This window comes from Streptomyces sp. NPDC101490 (genome assembly GCF_044767145.1).
GTDB lineage: Bacteria > Actinomycetota > Actinomycetes > Streptomycetales > Streptomycetaceae > Streptomyces.
The window spans coordinates 313,894-331,140 of the sequence record NZ_JBIWNI010000001.1; the positions used below are offsets into that span (position 1 = coordinate 313,894).

13 protein-coding genes and 1 tRNA gene are annotated in these 17,247 nt (G+C 72.4%); 7 read left to right on the forward strand and 7 right to left on the reverse strand.

Going from position 1 to position 17,247, the window contains the following annotated elements; genetic code table 11:
• Positions 1–48: 48 nt before the first annotated feature.
• A tRNA-Pro gene (locus tag ACIRQY_RS01395) sits at positions 49–122 on the forward strand.
• A gap of 738 nt (positions 123–860) precedes the next feature.
• Here the strand turns inward: ACIRQY_RS01395 and lanKC are convergent.
• Entirely contained in the window at positions 861–3,449 is a 2,589-nt protein-coding gene (lanKC, locus tag ACIRQY_RS01400; protein ID WP_403921443.1) for a class III lanthionine synthetase LanKC, read from the reverse strand.
• 536 nt (positions 3,450–3,985) lie between these two features.
• Between lanKC and ACIRQY_RS01405 the strand changes: the two genes are divergently transcribed.
• The 5 genes from ACIRQY_RS01405 (at position 3,986) to ACIRQY_RS01425 (ending at position 10,016) form a co-directional block, all read left to right on the forward strand.
• Positions 3,986–4,378, forward strand: coding sequence for a hypothetical protein (locus ACIRQY_RS01405; protein WP_403921446.1), 393 nt, complete (start codon positions 3,986–3,988; stop codon positions 4,376–4,378).
• A gap of 795 nt (positions 4,379–5,173) precedes the next feature.
• Positions 5,174–5,560 (forward strand): glyoxalase, encoded by a 387-nt coding sequence (locus ACIRQY_RS01410; RefSeq protein WP_403921449.1) that lies wholly within the window; start codon positions 5,174–5,176, stop codon positions 5,558–5,560.
• 225 nt (positions 5,561–5,785) lie between these two features.
• Positions 5,786–6,454, forward strand: a complete 669-nt coding sequence (locus ACIRQY_RS01415) for a DUF4097 family beta strand repeat-containing protein (RefSeq protein WP_403921452.1) — start codon at positions 5,786–5,788, stop codon at positions 6,452–6,454.
• A 144-nt stretch (positions 6,455–6,598) separates the two neighbouring features.
• Positions 6,599–8,875: a DPP IV N-terminal domain-containing protein gene (locus tag ACIRQY_RS01420; protein ID WP_403921454.1), complete on the forward strand. Its 2,277-nt coding sequence runs from the start codon at positions 6,599–6,601 to the stop codon at positions 8,873–8,875.
• A gap of 259 nt (positions 8,876–9,134) precedes the next feature.
• Positions 9,135–10,016: a LysR family transcriptional regulator gene (locus ACIRQY_RS01425; RefSeq protein WP_403921457.1), complete on the forward strand. Its 882-nt coding sequence runs from the start codon at positions 9,135–9,137 to the stop codon at positions 10,014–10,016.
• A gap of 258 nt (positions 10,017–10,274) precedes the next feature.
• On the opposite strand, the gene ACIRQY_RS01430 is transcribed toward ACIRQY_RS01425, so the two are convergent.
• From ACIRQY_RS01430 to ACIRQY_RS01440, 3 genes are all read right to left on the reverse strand, one after another.
• Positions 10,275–11,447 (reverse strand): nuclear transport factor 2 family protein, encoded by a 1,173-nt coding sequence (locus tag ACIRQY_RS01430; RefSeq protein WP_403921460.1) that lies wholly within the window; start codon positions 11,445–11,447, stop codon positions 10,275–10,277.
• A gap of 181 nt (positions 11,448–11,628) precedes the next feature.
• Complete coding sequence (locus tag ACIRQY_RS01435) at positions 11,629–12,186, reverse strand: flavodoxin family protein (RefSeq protein ID WP_403921463.1); 558 nt, start codon at positions 12,184–12,186, stop codon at positions 11,629–11,631.
• A gap of 50 nt (positions 12,187–12,236) precedes the next feature.
• The gene (locus ACIRQY_RS01440) at positions 12,237–13,073 is read right to left on the reverse strand and encodes a class I SAM-dependent methyltransferase (RefSeq protein WP_403921465.1); all 837 of its coding nucleotides are present in this window, start codon (positions 13,071–13,073) and stop codon (positions 12,237–12,239) included.
• A gap of 171 nt (positions 13,074–13,244) precedes the next feature.
• On the opposite strand from ACIRQY_RS01440, the gene ACIRQY_RS01445 reads away from it, so the two are divergent.
• Positions 13,245–14,198 (forward strand): LuxR C-terminal-related transcriptional regulator, encoded by a 954-nt coding sequence (locus ACIRQY_RS01445; protein WP_351791783.1) that lies wholly within the window; start codon positions 13,245–13,247, stop codon positions 14,196–14,198.
• A gap of 109 nt (positions 14,199–14,307) precedes the next feature.
• Here ACIRQY_RS01445 and ACIRQY_RS01450 read toward each other — a convergent pair whose 3' ends face one another.
• The 3 genes from ACIRQY_RS01450 to ACIRQY_RS01460 are packed head-to-tail and all read right to left on the reverse strand — an operon-like array spanning position 14,308 to position 17,245.
• Positions 14,308–15,177 carry a thioesterase II family protein gene (locus ACIRQY_RS01450; protein ID WP_403921469.1) on the reverse strand — a complete coding sequence of 290 codons (870 nt, stop codon included), beginning with the start codon at positions 15,175–15,177 and terminating at the stop codon, positions 14,308–14,310.
• On the reverse strand, positions 15,174–16,181 hold the full coding sequence (locus tag ACIRQY_RS01455; protein WP_403921472.1) for a 3-oxoacyl-ACP synthase III family protein: 1,008 nt from the start codon (positions 16,179–16,181) through the stop codon (positions 15,174–15,176). The genes ACIRQY_RS01450 and ACIRQY_RS01455 overlap by 4 nt, the downstream gene beginning before the upstream one ends.
• Positions 16,178–17,245 (reverse strand): LLM class flavin-dependent oxidoreductase, encoded by a 1,068-nt coding sequence (locus ACIRQY_RS01460; RefSeq protein WP_403921475.1) that lies wholly within the window; start codon positions 17,243–17,245, stop codon positions 16,178–16,180. The genes ACIRQY_RS01455 and ACIRQY_RS01460 overlap by 4 nt, the downstream gene beginning before the upstream one ends.
• Positions 17,246–17,247 lie beyond the last annotated feature (2 nt).

Genomic DNA, 17,247 nt, shown 5'->3' on the forward strand with positions numbered 1-17,247 from the left:
TTGTTCTCATGCACGCCGGGCCAGGGAAACCGCAGGTCAGACGGGCATCGGGACGTGGCGCAGCTTGGTAGCGCACTTGACTGGGGGTCAAGGGGTCGCAGGTTCAAATCCTGTCGTCCCGACTTTTCGAAGTCGGATACCGAGGGGCCGTTTCAGAGAGATCTGAAACGGCCCCTCGGCCGTTTTGGGGACCGGTCGGGGACCGGCTCGCCTTGACCCGGGTCAGCGGGCCCCGACGATCGGGCTCGGCAGGACACGGGGCGCGCGGAGCACGCTGAGGTGGGCGAAGAGGACGACCTCGCTCCAGCCCTGGTACTCGCCGTGGGAGGCGGCTACGGGTGCGTCGGCCGGTCGGGCAAGTGATGTCCGGTGGAAGGGCCCGCGCTCGCGGGTCGAGGAGCTCGCCCCCGGCCTGCTCGTACAGCTTCTGTAAGCCCGTCACGCGTGCGGGGTCGACCTTGATGATGCCGTCGCGGACCGCCTGCTCCATGACCGCGCCTCCTCTTCGGTGTCTCTCCTTCGGAAAGGAATTGCGGCGCTTGGTCGTTGGGGCGAACCAGCGGACACCGGCGCGGGGTGGGGCCGGGGCCGGTGGGGGAGCACCGGCCCCGGCCCACCGGGAGCGAACCCGTTACATCGGCTCGGGGAAGATGTCGCTGATGCTCCAGGCGACGCTGAAGCACGGGAAGGCTTCTTCCTCCTGATCGGTCTCCAGGACCTGGAGCGCGAGGATCTGGCTCATGGATGATCTCCTCTTCCTGATGGTTCTCGTCGGAGCGGTGCCGGTCGGTCACCGCGCGCCCCGCCACGGAGCTGCTCGCCGCCGTGCCGGGGAGTTCAGGGGAGGCCGCGCGGTGCCGTCAGACGGCGGCCGGGAGTCCGGGGCGCGCGGGCCGGGGCCCGTCAAGGAGCGGTCCGGCCAGCAGACGGTGGAGGACCAGCAGGACCCCGGCGCCGCCGCTGGACAGGTCCGCGGTGAACCGTTGCGAACCGGCGCCGAGGAAGCGGACGCCGCGCCGGTACGGGACGGCGTACTTCAGCAGGCCGGTCGCGGCCCGCACGGCGTCCTCGCGCGCGGTGTCCGTGCCGGTGAGCTCGGCGTGCACGGTCAGGGACCAGACCAGCCCGGCCAGCCCCCGGTGCAGTCCCGCCTCCTTCGTGGCTCGGGAGACCCGGATCCCGGCCACCAGCCGGGGCAGCGCCGTGGCGCAGCGCTCGTCCGCAGCGGTCGCGGCGTAGTGCGTGAGCACGGCGACGAGCCCGGCCGCTCCCGTGCCCAGGTACGGCATGGCACGGGTGAGGCGCGCGTCGTCGGAGAGCGACAGGGAACCGTCGTCCAGCGCGAAGGTCCGGTCCAGTTCCTCGTGGAGCAGCAGTCGGCCCGCGTCCAGGAAACGGCCCTCGCCGGTGACGTCGGCCAGGCGGTGCAGGAAGAGGGCGAGCCCCGAGCGGCCGTGCAGCAGGCCGCGGGCGTCGTGCTCGCCGAGGACGGCCGCGAGGTCGGCGGTACGCAGCTCTTCCCCCGCTGCCGCCGCCCTCCGCAGGTGTCCGTCCTCCCCGGTCAGCCGGTGCAGGGCGAGCCACGCCAGACCGACCCCGGCGCGTCCCCCGGCCAGTGTCCCGCAGGAGGCGGTGAGCGGATGGGCGTCGGCGTCCCGGAGCAGGTCGACGGCCTCGTCCAGCCGACCCAGGCCGGCCAGCACCCGCGCCACGCCGGCCGAGCCGACGAGCATGCCCGGGGGCAGCGCGCCGCGCAGGGCCAGCGCGTCGCGGCGCAGCCGCTCGAGGACCGGGCCCGGCACCGGGGACCCGGCGCGGTGCAGGGCGTGCACCACCCCGGCCGTACCGTGGGCCAGGCACACGTTGTTGGTCCGGAACGCCTCCGGCGAGGGCGGGAAGGCCCACTCCGGCCGGTCGGGGTCGGCGGTCTCCAGCAGCCCCGCCGTCACGTGCCCGGCCAGCCGGGCGAGGCAGCCGCGCGGATCGGCGTCCACCTCGGCCGGGGACGGCGGACGGACGGGGCCGTTCCGCTCGCGCGACCGGTGCTCCGCCCGATGGAAGGCGGTCGCCCGCTCCCACAGGTCCGGCGGCGGAGCGGCGTCCGCCAGATCGTGGCGCAGGAGCGCCAGGTTGGCGGGCGCGTGCTCGGCGACCTCGTGGAAGGGCGCCAGGAAGGCGAGGGCTACCGCCGAGGCTCCGTAGCGGTCCTGGAGCAGCCGGTCGCCGTCGGTCCGCCGCAGTCCGGGCGGCGGCGTGAATCCCGGAGTGCCCAGCCCGGACGGGGTGTCGGACAGCGCCGAGGCCGCCTCGAAGTCCACGAGCCGGATCCCGCCGGACGGTGTGACCAGCACATTGCCCAGACTGAGGTCGCCGAAGCGGTGACCGGCGGCGTGCAGCCGCTCCAGCGAGGCGTCCAGCGAGTCCAGCAGCCGTCGGCACGCCTCGTAGTACGCGGCGACGGACCCGGCGGTGCGGTCCGCGCGGGCCAGCGGGGAGGACCGGCTCAGCCAGGCCACCAGCGGCTGCCCCGCGACGTGTTCGGTGACGAGGAAGTCGTGCTCCCACTCCGTGAAGTGGTCCAGCGGCTCGGGCCCCACCCCCGGGGCCGCCGCGTGCAGCGCGCACAGCACGTCGTACTCGTGGCGCAGCCGCCGCCGCGCGTCGGTCCCGTCGAAGACCAGGCCGTTGTGGGCGCGTGCCTCCTTGAGGAAGACGGTGCGGCCGGTCCGCCGGTCGCGGGCCCGGTAGGCCCCGCCCGCGTTGCTCAGGCGCACCGCGCGGATCACCTCGTAGTCGCGGATGAGGATCGGGCCCGCGTGCGGCGGCTCCTCCCGCTCCACGAAGGGGTCCGTGATCCCGGAGGGCAGGAGGAACGCGGGCAGCCGCGCGTCCACGACCTCGTGCCCCGAGCCGTCGAGGACCGTCCCCACGCGGGTGCCGTCGGGGCGGAGCAGGCTGCGGGCGCCGTCGAAGGAGCCGTAGCGGTAGTGGACCGTCCGGGAATCGCGGAAGCGCCGGTCGGTGAGGACGTACGGGCCCTCCTCCCCGTCGAGCGCGTCACGCAGCCTTTCGAGCAGTCGGTGCGCGGTCGCCGTGTCCGGCGGGTACACGGCGCAGAACTTGCCCGCCTGGGCCCGCGCGGCGTGCTTGTGATGGAGGAACAGGAAGAAGAACCGGGCCCTCAGGTGCTTGAACGGCACGCCCTCCGCGAAGCAGATGCCGGCGACCGTGTCGAGCACGTGCTGCGCCCGGTCGAGCCGCGCCGACACATGGATCTTCCAGCCCTGCCCGGCCCGCGGCGCGCCCCACACCGTCCAGATGCCCTGGTCGGAGCCGAGGACGCCCGACGGCACCTCGCGGGGGGCGAAGCGCGGCCCGGGGTCGCCGATGGCGGGCAGCGGCAGGTAGTACTCCGGGTCCGCGAGCGCCTCGCCGAAGCCTTCGAGCACGGGATCTCCTCACGGGGTGATGATGGGCCGCCCCAAAGATCTCCCGGGCCGGACGCGGTGACCGGCAGACGGGGAGGCGGTTCGGGCGGCGGTAGCGGACGGGCCGCCCGCACCACCGGGGCATTCGCCGCGCTGACCACGCGCTCAGGAGGCGTGCCGTGCCGCAGGCGATGCCGCTCCGGCGACCGAGGCCCGGCGGCGGTCGGAGACGTCACCGACCGGCCGGCGGCGAGTGTCCGGCCGACGATCCGATGACCGGATGACCTTCGGAGGAAGAGAGGCCGAGTCCGTCCGATGGGATGGGGAGTCCTGTCGCTCCCCACGGCGTGTGACGCAGGGCACGCGGCTGATCGCGGAACGCCCTCGTGACGTGGCTGGAAGGACGCGTCGGCGGCCCTGGCCGCCGCGCTGCCGACGGCCGTCCTGCTGGCCTCCCGCACTCCGCCCGGACGGGCGGGTCTCCGCTCCGCACCGGTGCGGAGGCGGTGGGGCCGGGTGATGTGCTCCCGTGGGATCCCGCCTGCTTGAATGCGGGAGTGATCGAACTGGTGGTTGGTGTGGTGGCCGCGGCCCTCGTCGGGTGGGTGATGCGCAGGAAGCGGCAGCAGAGGGCGACGGCCATGTCCGCCGGGCGTCCGGCAGGGGTCCCCTGCATGCTCAAGTGGTCTGCTCAGGGCTCCCGCTGGAAGGCGGGACGTCTGCTCATCGGCGCCGGCCCCCTCGTCTGGAAGTCTTCCCCGGGCAAGCGGGAAGTCACTCTGCCGCGCGATCTGGCTCAAGCGGGAGTGCGTTCGCCCTCCCTGCGCGAGGGGATGACGATCAACCCGGGATCACGGATCGTCACATGCGAGTCGTCCGGCGGCGAGGTCCTGATCGCGGTCATGCCGACGGAACTGCACCAGGTGACCAAGGCCCTGGAAGGCGCGTAGCCCCCGCTCGCGCCGTCGACGGGGGAGTGGTGGGCCAGCGGGTCGGCCGAGTCGTCACTCACCTGCGCGACCTCGCCCCACCGTATGACCAGACCAGCCCCAGAAGCGGCCCTGACCTGACTGCGGCGCGCTGAATCCCGGCCGCCGCGGCCTTCCGGCGGCATGTGAACCGCGACGGCTTCCCTCCGCTCCCCCACCACCGCCTGACCCTCATCCCGAACCGGGCCCGGTGCCCGGTACGCCCCGGATGCCCGCCCTCTCCCGCGTGATGCCGTGGCACCGGCATCCCTTCGACGGCCGCACCGGGCGCCGGTGGACGCGACGGCGGGCCCGCCGTGCCACCGGTCGACGGTGTCCTTGCCGTGTGGTGCGGGTCAGCGCATGCCGGTGACGGGCCAGGCGCGTCGGAGTCCGCGAGGACGAACCGGGTGGGACCGAGGGGGTCGCCGCCCAGAATGACCGATGGTCATCGTCGCTGATGGGGAACCCGCTGGTGAAGGCTGTCCGCAGGGCCGCTCGAAGGCACCGGCCGCGTGTCCGTGCGGCCGCTTCGGCATGGGCGGGACCGGCGCAGGCTGTCCCCGTGGACGTCGGCCGATCGGGGGTGTTTCGGTGCCGGGGTACAGGGCCGGGCGAGGGGAGCCGGTGCGGCGGCGTCGGCTTCGTGAACCCCGGGGTTAACGACCGTTGAGGGTCCGGCCGTTGTTCCTCCCGGGCGGTGGCGGGATTCTTGGTCCGTCCCCGAGAGCAGAGAGCAAGGAGCAGTGCCGACATGCCCCTCCATGGAGTCGCGAGGTGTCAGCCGAGGTGAACGTCACCGGTTCCACCGTGGTGCTGGACGTCGTGGATCCGCCCGCCTCCAGCCGGTTCTTCACCACCCACCTGGGATACCGGGAGGTGCTCGCGGGCGAGGACTTCGTGGTTCTCGCCCGCGGCGACCGCGCCCCGGATGTCCTGCTGCGGCAGCGGGACCTCGAACTGCCGCCCGCCCGGCCTGTCGGGGTGCTCGTCTCGTTCGCGGTCACCGGCATCGCCGCCGAGGACGAGCGGCTGCGGAGGGAGCGCGCCCACATCACCGTCCCCCTGCACAGGGAGCCGTGGGGCGCCCGGCAGCTGGAGCTGACGGGCCCCGAAGGATTCGTGGTCCAGCTCGTGGAGTGGACCGCCCCCGCCGGGGCCTGACCCTCCGGTGCGCGGCCCGGCCGCGCCCGCGCCCCCTCGTAGCGTTCGTGTTCATTTCAGCGCAACGAACGCGGGTCGATCGTTGCGTCAATCTACAGAGTCATTGCAACGAAAAATCGCTTTGAGTAGCCAATATTCCTAAATGAAGCGCACTTGGTGTTGCTCATAGTGTGAAGGCAACGTAGCGTTTCCAATGTCAGAAACAATGAGCCGAAGGGCAGAGCCATGCAGAGATTCGACACCCCCACCCCGGTCTCCCTCGTCCTGGACATCCCGGCGGGCGACATCCGGCTCGTCGCCGCGGACGGGGCCGACACCACCGTCGAGGTCCGTCCCGCCGACGCCTCGAAGGGGCGGGACGTCACGGCGGCCGAGCGGATCGTGACCGAGTACCGCGACGGCGTCCTCAAGGTCGCGGCCGAACCGGCGAAGAACCCTGTGCGGGGCGACTCGGGATCCGTGCGGGTGACGGTCGGGCTGCCCGCCGGCTCCCGCGTCGAGGCGAGGACCGCCGCCGCGACGATCCGGGGCGTGGGGCGGCTCGGTGACGTGGCCGTGGACGGCGCGCGGGGCTCCCTCCGGTTCGACGAGACCACGAGCGCCCGCCTGACCCTCCTCGCCGGGGACATCACGGTCGGCCGCCTGGGCGGCCCCGCCGAGATCGAGACCCAGCAGGGCGGGATCACCGTCGAGGAAGCCGTGCGCGGCACCGTCGCACTGCGCACCGCAGCCGGCCCGATCTCGGTCGCCGTCGCCGCGGGGGTGTCCGCCTCCCTGGACGCGGGCACCGCCCACGGCCGGATCAGCAACGCGCTCCGCAACGCCGACGGCAGTCCGACCCTGGAGATCCGCGCCACCACCTCCCACGGCGACATCACCGCCCGCGGCCTCTGAGCCCCGCCCAGCCCGATCACCCCGCCCGCCCGGCACCACACCACCAACCACCCATGACGCGAAACCCAGCACCACACCACCACCCATGACGCGACACCCGGCACCACCACACGACACCCGCACCACCACAGAAGGACGATGAGCATGAGCACCACTCAGGACTACCTCGCCGCGGAACAGCTCCTCCACCGGCCCGCCCGCCCCGGCCGGCTCGTGGTCGGCGACAGGATCCGGCCGCAGTGGATCGACGGGGGAGCCCGGTTCTGGTACGCCGTGGCCGACGGCCCCGGCCGACGGTTCGTGCTGGTCGACCCGGCGGCGGGAACCCGCGAACCGGCTTTCGACCACACCCGGCTCGCCGCCTCGCTGGCCGCCGCCTCCGGCAAGCCGGTCGACCCCGCGGCGCTGCCCTTCACGTTCATCGAACTCGACGGGGACGCGGTGGAGTTCGCCGCGCTCGACGCGTACTGGCGCTGCGAGCTCGACGGCTACGGCTGTGAGCGGACCGAGTTCACCCCGCCGGGCAGCCCACTGGAGGTCCGGTCGCCCGACGGCGGGCTCGCGGTGTCCCGGCGGGGGCACGATCTGTGGGCGCGCTCGCTGTCCGACGGACGCGAATGGGCGCTGACCGCCGACGGCGCGCCCGACCACCAGTACGGCACCGGTCCGGACTGCACGGCCAACACCGTCCTGCTGAGCAAGATAGGTCTGCCGCACCTGCCGCCCGCGGTGGCCTGGTCGCCCGACTCGACCAAGGTGCTGGCCCACCGGACCGACGAGCGCCTCGTACGGCGGACCCACCTCCTCCAGGCCCGGCCCGCCGACGGTGGCGCGCCCCTCCTGCACACCCGGCGGTACGCCCACGCCGGGGACGAGCACATGCCCCTGGCCGAACTGGTCGTCCTGGACGTCACCACGGGGACGGTGGTCCGCTCGCAGGCCGCGCCGCTGCTGATGCCGCTGCTGTCGCCGATCGCGGCCAAGTGGGCGTGGTGGGCCCCGGACGGCTCGGCCGTGTACTACCTCGACCGGCCCCGCGACCTGCGCACGCTCACCCTCAACCGGCTCGACCCCGTCAGCGGCGAGGTCACCACCGTCGTCACCGAGACCGGACCCACCCGCGTCGAGCCCAACCAGTGGGCGTACGAGCCGCCGATCGTGCGGGTGCTGGCCGACGAGGTGCTCTGGTACTCGCAGCGGGACGGCTGGGGCCACCTGTACCGGTACGACCTGCACACCGGCGAACTGCTCGGGCAGGTCACCTCCGGACCCTGGGCGGTGCGGCAGATCCTGCGAGTCGACGAGACGGCGCGGGAGGTCTTCTTCACCGCCTCCGGGCTCGTCCAGGACGACCCCTACCGGCGCACGGTGTGCCGCGTCGGCCTCGACGGCTCCGGCTTCACGAAGGTCACGGACGACGACGCGGACCACGTCCCCACCATGCCGCCCGGGCAGGGCTACTTCGTGGACTCCGCCTCCACCGTGGACACCCCGCCCGTGACCCGGGTGCGTGACTGGAACGGCCGCGTGCTGGCCGAGCTGGAGCGCGCCGATGTGAGCCGGCTCGCCGCCACCGGCTGGACGCCGCCCGAGCGCTTCAGGACCAAGGCGGCCGACGGGGTCACCGACATCTACGGCGTGCTGTACCGGCCGCGCGGCTTCGACCCCGCCCGGCGCTACCCGGTGGTGGACAACGTCTACCCCGGCCCACAGCTCAACCGGGTCCTCCCGAGCTTCGACCCCGGTGGCCTGGGCATGGACGCCGAACCCCTCGCCGCGCTCGGATTCGTCGTGGTCGCCGTCGACGGCCGGGGAACCCCGGGCCGCAGCAAGGCGTTCCACGACTTCTCCGACGGCCGCCTGGCCGACGCGGGCGGTCTGGCCGACCACGTCGCGGCACTGCGGGAGCTGGCCCTGACCCGGCCGTGGATGGACCTCGACCGGGTCGGCGTCCTCGGCCACTCCGGCGGCGGATACGCCGCGGTACGGGCCATGGCCGACTTCCCCGAGGTGTACAAGGCGGGTGCCGCCCTCTCCGGCTCGCACGACACCCCCCACTTCAACCTCGGCTTCGTGGAGGCGTACGACGGGGCGGACAACCCCGAGGCATGGGCCCGCTCCTCCAACCTCGCCCTCGCCGACCGGCTGGCAGGCCCGCTGCTGCTCGTCCACGGCGGCATGGACGACCAGGTCCACCCGGACCACACGCTGCGGCTCGCTGACGCGCTCATCGCCGCCGACAAGGACTTCGAACTCCTCGTCGTACCCGGCGCCGAGCACACCTTCATCGACTGCGTCTCCTACGTCCGCAAGCGCTGCTGGGACTTCCTGGTGCGCGAGCTGATGGGCACCCGCCCGCCCGCCCACCGCCCCGCGCCCTTCCCCCTCGGACCCGAACTGCTCGCCGAGCTGTTCGCCTGACCCCGTCGTACCGCCGGGGCGCCACCTCATCGAACCGCCGGGCCGGACACGACCGGCCGGAGGCCAGGCGCCCCCCAGGCGTGCCCGAGGGCCACGCACGCCGAGACCGGCTCCGCGAACCCCGCCGAACCGACGGTCTCCCGCCGAGGACGACCAGCCGCGGCACACCTCCGCTTTGCCCCGCACCGCGCGCGCGTGCCAGGCTGGCCCGCGCTGCACCCGGCCCACGGGCCGGCAGCTGACCAACGGGGTGAGAAAAATGGAACTGCGGGACATCGAGATATTTCTGCCGCTCGCCGAAGAACTGCACTTCGGACGGACCGCCCAGCGGCTCTACGTGTCGACCGCACGGGTCAGCCAGGCCATCAAACAACAGGAGCGCGGCATCGGCGCGGAGCTGTTCCGCCGCGACAGCCGCAACGTACGGCTGACACCGGTCGGCGAACAACTGCGCGCCGACCTGCTGCCCGTCCACCGCGGCCTGCGGGAGAGCCTGGAGCGGGCCAGACTGGCCGCCCGGGGCAAGACCGACGCGCTGCGCATCGGCATGATCTCCAGCAACGCCCACGAACTGCGCCCCTACTGGGACGCCTTCCGCTCCCGCCACCCCCAATGGGGTCTGAGACTGCGGCACGCACCCTTCGCGGAGCCCTTCGCCGGGCTGCGCCGCGGGGACGTGGACATCCTGGTCTGCTGGCTGCCGGTGCTGGAGCCCGACCTCGTCGTCGGCCCGACGTTCTTCACGGAATCACGCGTGCTCGCCGTGTCGATCGACCACGAGCTGGCCGGACACGCCACGGGAAGCCTGGAGATGCTGGGCGACTTCCAGGTCCCGACGGGCCTCTCGCTGCCCGGCTACTGGGTCGACGCCTACACACCACCGCACACCCCGAAGGGCCGCGTGATCGAGCGCACCCAGCCGGTGGAGAACATCGACGACATCTTCGCCCTCATCAGCGCCGGCGAGAACATCAACCCCTTCCCCGCCCACGTGAGCCGCTACTGGGCCCGCCCGGACATCGCCTGGCTGCCCCTCCCCGACATGGACACCCTCGACTTCGGACTGGTCTGGCGCGGCGAGGCGGAGAACGGCCTCGTACGAGCCTTCGCTCAGGTCGTGCGCGACCTGGCCGTGAACTGAGCCCCCGGCCTCCTCCGGGAGGATCACGCCCCCGGGCATCCCACGGGACGGGCGGGGCCACGCCGAAAGTGGCCCTCCCGGCCCCCACCCGCGGCACCGGCACGGTCTCCGGCGCCGCCGGGACGTCCGCCGGACGCGTGGGGGGCGGCGAGCGCCCCGCCCCTGTCGTGTCGGCGCTCTCTCTCGCGGTCGGCGGCCAGTGAGCACTGGCCGCCGAGGTGGATTCATGTGCGCGCGAGGGAGCTGGGGCGGCTCCGTTCAGGAGTGGCGGTGGTACGCCTTGTTGGCGATGCGCCAGCCGTCCTCGACACGTACCAGCAGGAAGACGTCGGTGAAGGTGTCCGCGCCGTGCGCCAGCGTCATGGTCGCCGTCGCGACGGAGCCGTGGACGTCCACGGCGTCGATCCGGCGTGACCGGCCGGCCTCGTCGGGGGCGGGCGTGCCGTGGAAGAGGGCGCAGTACGTGTCCAGGGGCCACGAGACGAACGCGCCCTCCCGGATTCCCTCGATGTGGGCGCTGGGAAGGAACGCCTCACGGAAGTGTGCGGGGTCGCCGGTGGCATGGCCGCGGACGTAGGCGCGGAGGGGTTCGAGCACCGCGTCCGGCACGGCGGGGACCGTGGCGGCGAGGGCGATGTCCGACTCGGCACCGACCGCGGCGTCGGCGGGGAGGTCCATCAGTCCGGCCGCACCGCGCAGGGGCAGGCCCGAGGCGTCGGCCAGCAGCGCCATGTCCTTGGCCAGTGCGCCGATCGTGAACTCGGCCGGGGGTGAAACCGGTTCGGAGACCAGGAAGGCGCGCTTGCGGGCCACGAGGCCGCCGAGCTGGCCGAGTTCGAGGACATCGAGCACCTGGGCGCGCGGCAGTCCGAGCGCGTCGGCCTGCCGGAGCGTGTCGCGCAGGGCGAGAACGGCCCCGGAGAGACTGTTGTTGGCGATCAGCTTCAGCGCCGCGGCGGTGGCCGCGTCGTCCACGGGCCGTACGGTGCCCAGGACGTCCAGCACCGGCCGGACCCGGTCCAGCGTGTCGCTGTCGGCCGCGGCGGCGAGGATCTGCAGGGCGCCCGCCGCGACCGCCGACACGGAGCCGAGCACCGGCGCGTGGACATAGGACGGGCCGAGGCGCGCGGCCAGCTTCGCCGCCTCGGCGGGCGCGATGGTGCTGACGTTCACGACCGTCGTGTCCGGGCGCAACGAGCCCTGGACGTCGTCGAGGACCTGGCGGCAGGCCGGGCCGTCGAACAGCGCCAGGACGACGAGGTCGGCCCGCGCCACCGCGTCGTGCGCGTCGGAGGTCGTCTTCACGGCGTCGGAACCGCGCCCGGAGCGGGTCCAGCCGACGACGTTCCGGTTCTGGGCGGTGAGGCGGGCCGCTATCGCGTCGCCCATGCGCCCGAGGCCGAGGACGGCGATCGTGTGTGCTGCAGTCATAGGGGCCACCTTGGTGTACGGGGCGGAGGGCGACAAGTGGAGATCACGCGGGGCTCGTTCCGGCCGGTGGGTTCGTTCTCCTCGGTGAGTCCGGTGAGTCCGGTGAGTCCGGTGAGTCCGGTGAGTCCGGTGAGTCCGGTGAGTCCGGTGAGTCCGGCGGGATCGGCCCGGATCGGCGGGTTCAGTCGGTCAGGTCGAAGAACTCCGCCGCGCGGGCCAGTGCCGACGGGTCCGCCTCCAGGTCGCCCTCGCCGTGGGCGCGGGCCAGCAGCGCGCCACGCCAGTTCATGCCGAGGTAGTCGGCCGTACGGCGGAGCATCCCGGTGAGCGGTTCGGTGTCGGTGTCGTCACCGCGCGCGTACGCGGTGACGGCCCACAGGTTCTTGCCCCGCATCCGCTCCCGGAAGCCGACGTCCGGAAGGCCGCCCCAGCGGGCCCAGTAGTCGAGGTAGAGCTTCGTGGCGGCGGAGACGCTGTACCAGTGCAGCGGGGACGCGAGGACGATGTCCGTGCTGTCCAGGGTCGCGTCGAGCAGCACCCTCTCCGGACCGTCCAGGAGCGGTCCGGACGGGCGGGCGGGGAGCGGCAGTTCGCTCAGGCTGAGCCAGCCCGCGGCGGTGTCCGAGGGGAGGCCCTCGGCGGCGTACCGGGCCAGGGTCTCGGTGTTCCCGCCGCCGCGCGGGCTGCCCAGGATGAAGGTGAAACTCCGGCTGCGTACCGATTCGAGCGTGGCAGTCACAGCAGTCCTCACTGCTCGTGGTGGTCGGGCGGAGTGGTCGGGCACGGCGGTCAGGCCGGGCGGTCGGCCACCAGCCGGAGGTGGTCCCGGGCGTCGCTGTGCAGCTGGTCCGAGTAGTCGATGGCTCCGCCGGGGCCCGCGTACCGGAGCTTGCGCGCCCCGGAGGTGCGGCGCAGGATCGTGACGCTGTTCTGCATGAGCTTCTGCGACTCCAGCAGGCTGACGACCTCCAGCTCGCCCGGGTGACGCTCCTGGAACTTCGCGATGTAGCGGCGGACCGCGTCGCCCTCCGGGTACGTCATCAGGTAGTGCATGACGACGAGGCCGCCGTCCGGGTCGATGAGCGGCCAGAAGTGGTCGAAGAACCACAGGCACTCCCAGGCGTCGACCCAGGCGAAGTCGATGGGGGTCAGCTCCTCGGGGAGCTTGTCCAGCGAGTCCTTCAGATCGGCGTTGACGACGGTGACCCGCTCGTCCAGGCCCAGTTCGGCGAGCACCTCGCGGACCCGGCCGGCGGAGGACTCGGCGATGGACAGGTTGTCCACGGCGGCCAGCATCGGACGGTACGGCTCCAGATGTGAGGCGGGCGTGACGAGCGGGGGCTCGGCGAGCAGCCAGCCGTCGTCGAGCGGGCGTCCGGCGTCCAGGTGCTCACGGGTCTTCGCGGCGAGCGCGAGGGACTCGGCGGCGACCGTCCGCTCGGCCTCGGCGAGCGCGGCGGCGAGGAAGGGCGTCGTATACCCCATCCCGACCTCCAACACCCGCTGCGGACGCAGAAGTTGCACGAGGTTGGCGAGAAGTGGACCGACCACCTCCGTGCCCATTCCGGGCACCGACAGCCGGGCGACCGCCGTGCGGAACTCTTCGCTGTGAATCGAATGAGGCATTTCCATCCCTTGGTAAATGCGGTGTCGAACTGCTGGGAGTGGGCCCACTCATGCTTTCCGGCGCACAGTTGCTGCAACAACTTTCTGACCTAACATGTATGCGCAGCGCATGATCACGCAGGGGGGCAAATGTTGCAAACAGGGTGTGTGGGTGCACGGTGTGGACCAGGGTTGTGCGAGTCGGGACTACGCCGTTACGAAAGCGCCGTCACCGGTGGGCCGGTCCCGGCCGAGCCGCCGGTCCGTTGCGCGACCGAGCTGGGACTGCTGGTGCCGGTGCCGGGGGAGCCGGGGCTCCTGGCGCCGGTCGCGCCGACGATAGCCGCCGGCCGGACGCTGGCTCCGCTGGAGCGGGAACTCGCGGACAGCAGACGCCGTTTGGAGGCTCTGGCCAAGACGTTCGAGACGGCGGAGGCCGTGTACACCGAGGGCCGCCAGGGTGGCCCGCAGTCGTCGAGGGTGCTGCGCGGTGCCGCCGAGATCGCCGAGACGATCGACACCGCGGTCGGACTGTGCAAGGCGGAGCTGCTGACCGCCCAGCCGGGCGGCCGACGGCCACCGCAGATCCTGGAAACGGTCGTCCGGCGCAATCTGGACCTCCTGTCGAGGGGCGTCTCGCAGCGCACTCTCTATCAACATGCCGTATGGAACCATCCGCCTACGGCGGAATACATCCGCACTGTGGTGGAAGCTGGTGGCGGAATCCGGACCGTTGATGAAATGTTCGACCGGGTCATTATCTGTGACCGTGCGGTGGCATTCATTCCGACGCTTTCCGATTCTCCGGACGAGGCTTTGGAAGTACGTGATCCACATGTCGTCCGTTATCTCGCCAATGTCTTCGAGTACGCCTGGGCCCGCGGCACTCCGGTGGACCCGGCCGCCGGGAAAAGGCCGGAGATCGTCGTCTCCGAGCTGGAGCAGAGCATCGTCCGCTTCCTGGTCGCCGGACACACGGAGGAGAAGATCGCCCGCGGACTCGGTATCAGCCGCCGGACCGTGGCCGAGTACATCAGCCGGATCTCGCGGCGTCTCGGCAGTGTCAGCCGGGCCCAGCTCGGCTATCTGATCGCGACCAAGGGGCTGTTGTCGGAGCCGCAGAACGAACGGGACTGCCCGTCGTGACGGTTACCGGTGGTGGTCCGGAATGCCGACTTCCCCCGTGGTGGTGACGTCGTCGGTGATCTCTTCGGAATGTCCTCGGCCGCGGACTTCGGGAGAAGGAGACGATGTGTCATGAATGCCGCACCGCAAGGGAGTCGAGGGTCCGCCGACGGGCGCGGGCCGCGGTGATGTCACGGACGACGGCCCCGCAGACCGCCGCCGTGTGTTCGTACAGGTAGAAGTGGCCACCGGGCCAGGAGTGCCGCTCGGCCGGGGCGGTGGTGCGGTCGGCCCAGGGCGCGGCGAGCGCCGGATGGGCGACCGGGTCGTCCGCGCCGGTGAACAGGGAGAGCGGCACCTCCAGCGGCGGGCCGGGCCGTTCCTCGTACGTGTCGACGACGGCGAGGTCCCCGCGCAGCGCCTCCACCATCGGTCCGACGATGTCGGGGACCGCGAGCACCTCCTCCGGGGTGCCGCCCAGGTCCCGCAGGAAGCGGGTCAGCCGCTCCCGCGACCACAGGTGCCGCTGGGCGCGGTCGGGGCGATGACCGGGCGCGGGCGCGCCGGAGAGCCCGACCCAGACGGGCGGCCGGCCATCCCCGGAGAGCTCCCGGGCCAGTTCGTACGCGACGAGGGCGCCCATGCTGTGGCCGAAGACGCCGTACGGGCCGTCGAGCAGCCGCCGGGTGAGCGGGGCGAGCCAGGCCACCGCCTCGGTGGTGGAGTGGAAGCCGCCCTCGCCCATGGCCATCAGGCGGCCGGGGAGGTCCACGGCGAGCAGCCGCCAGTCGGTGGGCAGGTGCCGTGGCAGCGGGGCGAAGGCCGCCGCCGATCCGCCGGCGTGATGGACGAACAGCAGCGTGAACGGCGCCTCGGCGGCCCGGTCGGACGTGCCCGCGGAGCTGTCGTCGCCGACCGGTCGGGCCGGGGGCGCGGTGACCGGGGCGAGGAGGCCCCGCAGGTCCTTCCAGCCCGCGTACGGGTATGCGGGAGCGGTCACCGGCCTCGGTACTCCAGTGCCGTCACGCTCCAGCTGAAGCCCATGCCGCTGGCGGCGACCAGGACCAGGTCCCCGGGCCGTATCCGCTCGTCCGCGATCAGGTCGCCGAGCGCGATGAACGGGTCGGAGCCGCCCATGTGCCCGTACCGGTGGTAGTTGAAGACGCTCTTCTCGGGCGGGACGCCGAGCCTGGCGAGCAGCTTCTCGTGCATCCCCTTGTCGCCCTGGTTGACGAGGAACCAGTCGACGTCGGCGATCCGCCTGCCGAGGGTGGTGAGCACGTCGTCGACGCGGGCCGGGAAGTTCTCCAGATAGGCGTCCCCGAGCCCCTGCCGACGGCCGCGGCGGCGCATCAGGACCCGGTCGTCCTCCACGTCGCCGGAGTAGTAGTCGGCCCACGAAGGGTCGGTGCGCATCGACGAGGTCAGCACGTCGAGAAGGCAGTTCTCGCGTCCGATGAGCAGCGCGGCCGGGGCGTCGCCGAAGTTGAACAGGGCTTTGGACTCGGGGTCCTCGTGGTCGACCAGCCGGCTGAGCCGGTCGCCGATGAGCACGAGGGCGTACGGCGCGGTGCCCAGGGCGAGTTCGGCCAGGGCGGTGCGGACGGCCGTCATCCCGCCGTTGCAGAAGTTGGCGATCTCGAAGCAGTGGGCGCCGCCGATGCCCAGCTCGTCGGCGACCTTGGCGGCGGGCGACCAGAACGGCAGGTCCCACTCGCCCGAACCCGCGTAGACGACGAGGCCGATGTCGTCCGGGTCGATTCCCTGGCGCTCCAGGACGGTACGGGCGGCGGTCGCGGCCAGCTCCCACGCGGCCTCGTCCTCGTCGAGGGCGGGGAACCGCTCGGTGTGCGTGATGGCCAGGATGTCGTCCACGGACACGCCGGAGGACTCGTGCAGCTCCCGCACGTCCACCGCCGACGACGGGAACACCACCTCGAAGTCGACGATCCCGCCCGGGGCCCGTACCCCTGCCCTACCGGTGTGCTCGACGCGTTCGGTCATGACGTGCTGCCCTCTCCGTCGATCGAGGTGTTCCGGCGCAGCCGGTTCAGGTGCTCCAGGCTCGCCAGGACGGTGGGCGTGGGCAGCCCGAAGTCGATCAGGCAGGCGATCTCGTCCACGCCGATCGCCCGGAAGCGTTCCACCATGCGCTCCGCCTTGTCGACGGTGCCGAGCAGTCCGCCGTCGTCGAAGTAGCGGTCGAAGGAGCGTGCCACGATGAAGTCGACGTCCTCCGGCGACAGCTTGGACGCGTCGAAGCGCCTGCCGTCGAGCCGCGAGCCCAGCAGCAGCCCGAGCGAGCTGCGCAGGTAGTCGCCGAGCGGGGCCCGTACGGTCTCGCGGACGGCGTCCTCGTCCGGGCCGAGGAAGGCGTGCACCATCAGGGCGACGTGCCCGGTCCAGCCGTCGGGGCGGCCGAGTTCCGCGACCTCCTTGCGGTACTCGGCGATCTTGTGGGCGAGGTCGTCGAGGTCCTGGCCGAGCAGATGCGTCAGCAGACCGGAACCGGACCGGCCCGCGTTGCGGAAGGTCTCGACACCACCGGCGCTGGTCACCCAGACCGGAAGCTCGGGCTGCACCGGCGGCGGGTAGATCCCGAGCCGCTGCTCGCTGCCGACCCCGTCGGTGACCGTGATCCGCTCGCCGCGCCACAGCGCGCGGACCTGCTCCACCTGCTCCAGGAGGATCTCGCGGCGGTTCTCGTAGTTCTCCGGGCGCAGCGCGAAGTCCGCGGCGTGCCAGCCGGAGGCGAAGGAGAGACCGACGCGGCCGCCGGAGATGTTGTCGACGACCGACCACTCCTCGGCGATGCGCAGCGGATGGTGGAGCGGGGCGACGACGCTGCCCGCCCGGATGCCGATGCGCTCGGTCACGGCGGCGATGGCCGCGCCGGTCACCGAGGGATTGGGGTAGAGGCCCCCGAAGGGGTGGAAGTGGCGCTCCGGGGTCCACACCGCGCTGAAGCCGTTGCGGTCGGCGAACTTGGCTCCTTCCAGGAGCAGTTCGTAGCGGTTGGCGGTGGACTCGGTGCTGTCGTTGGCGAAGTAGAAGAGGCTGAAGTCCATGG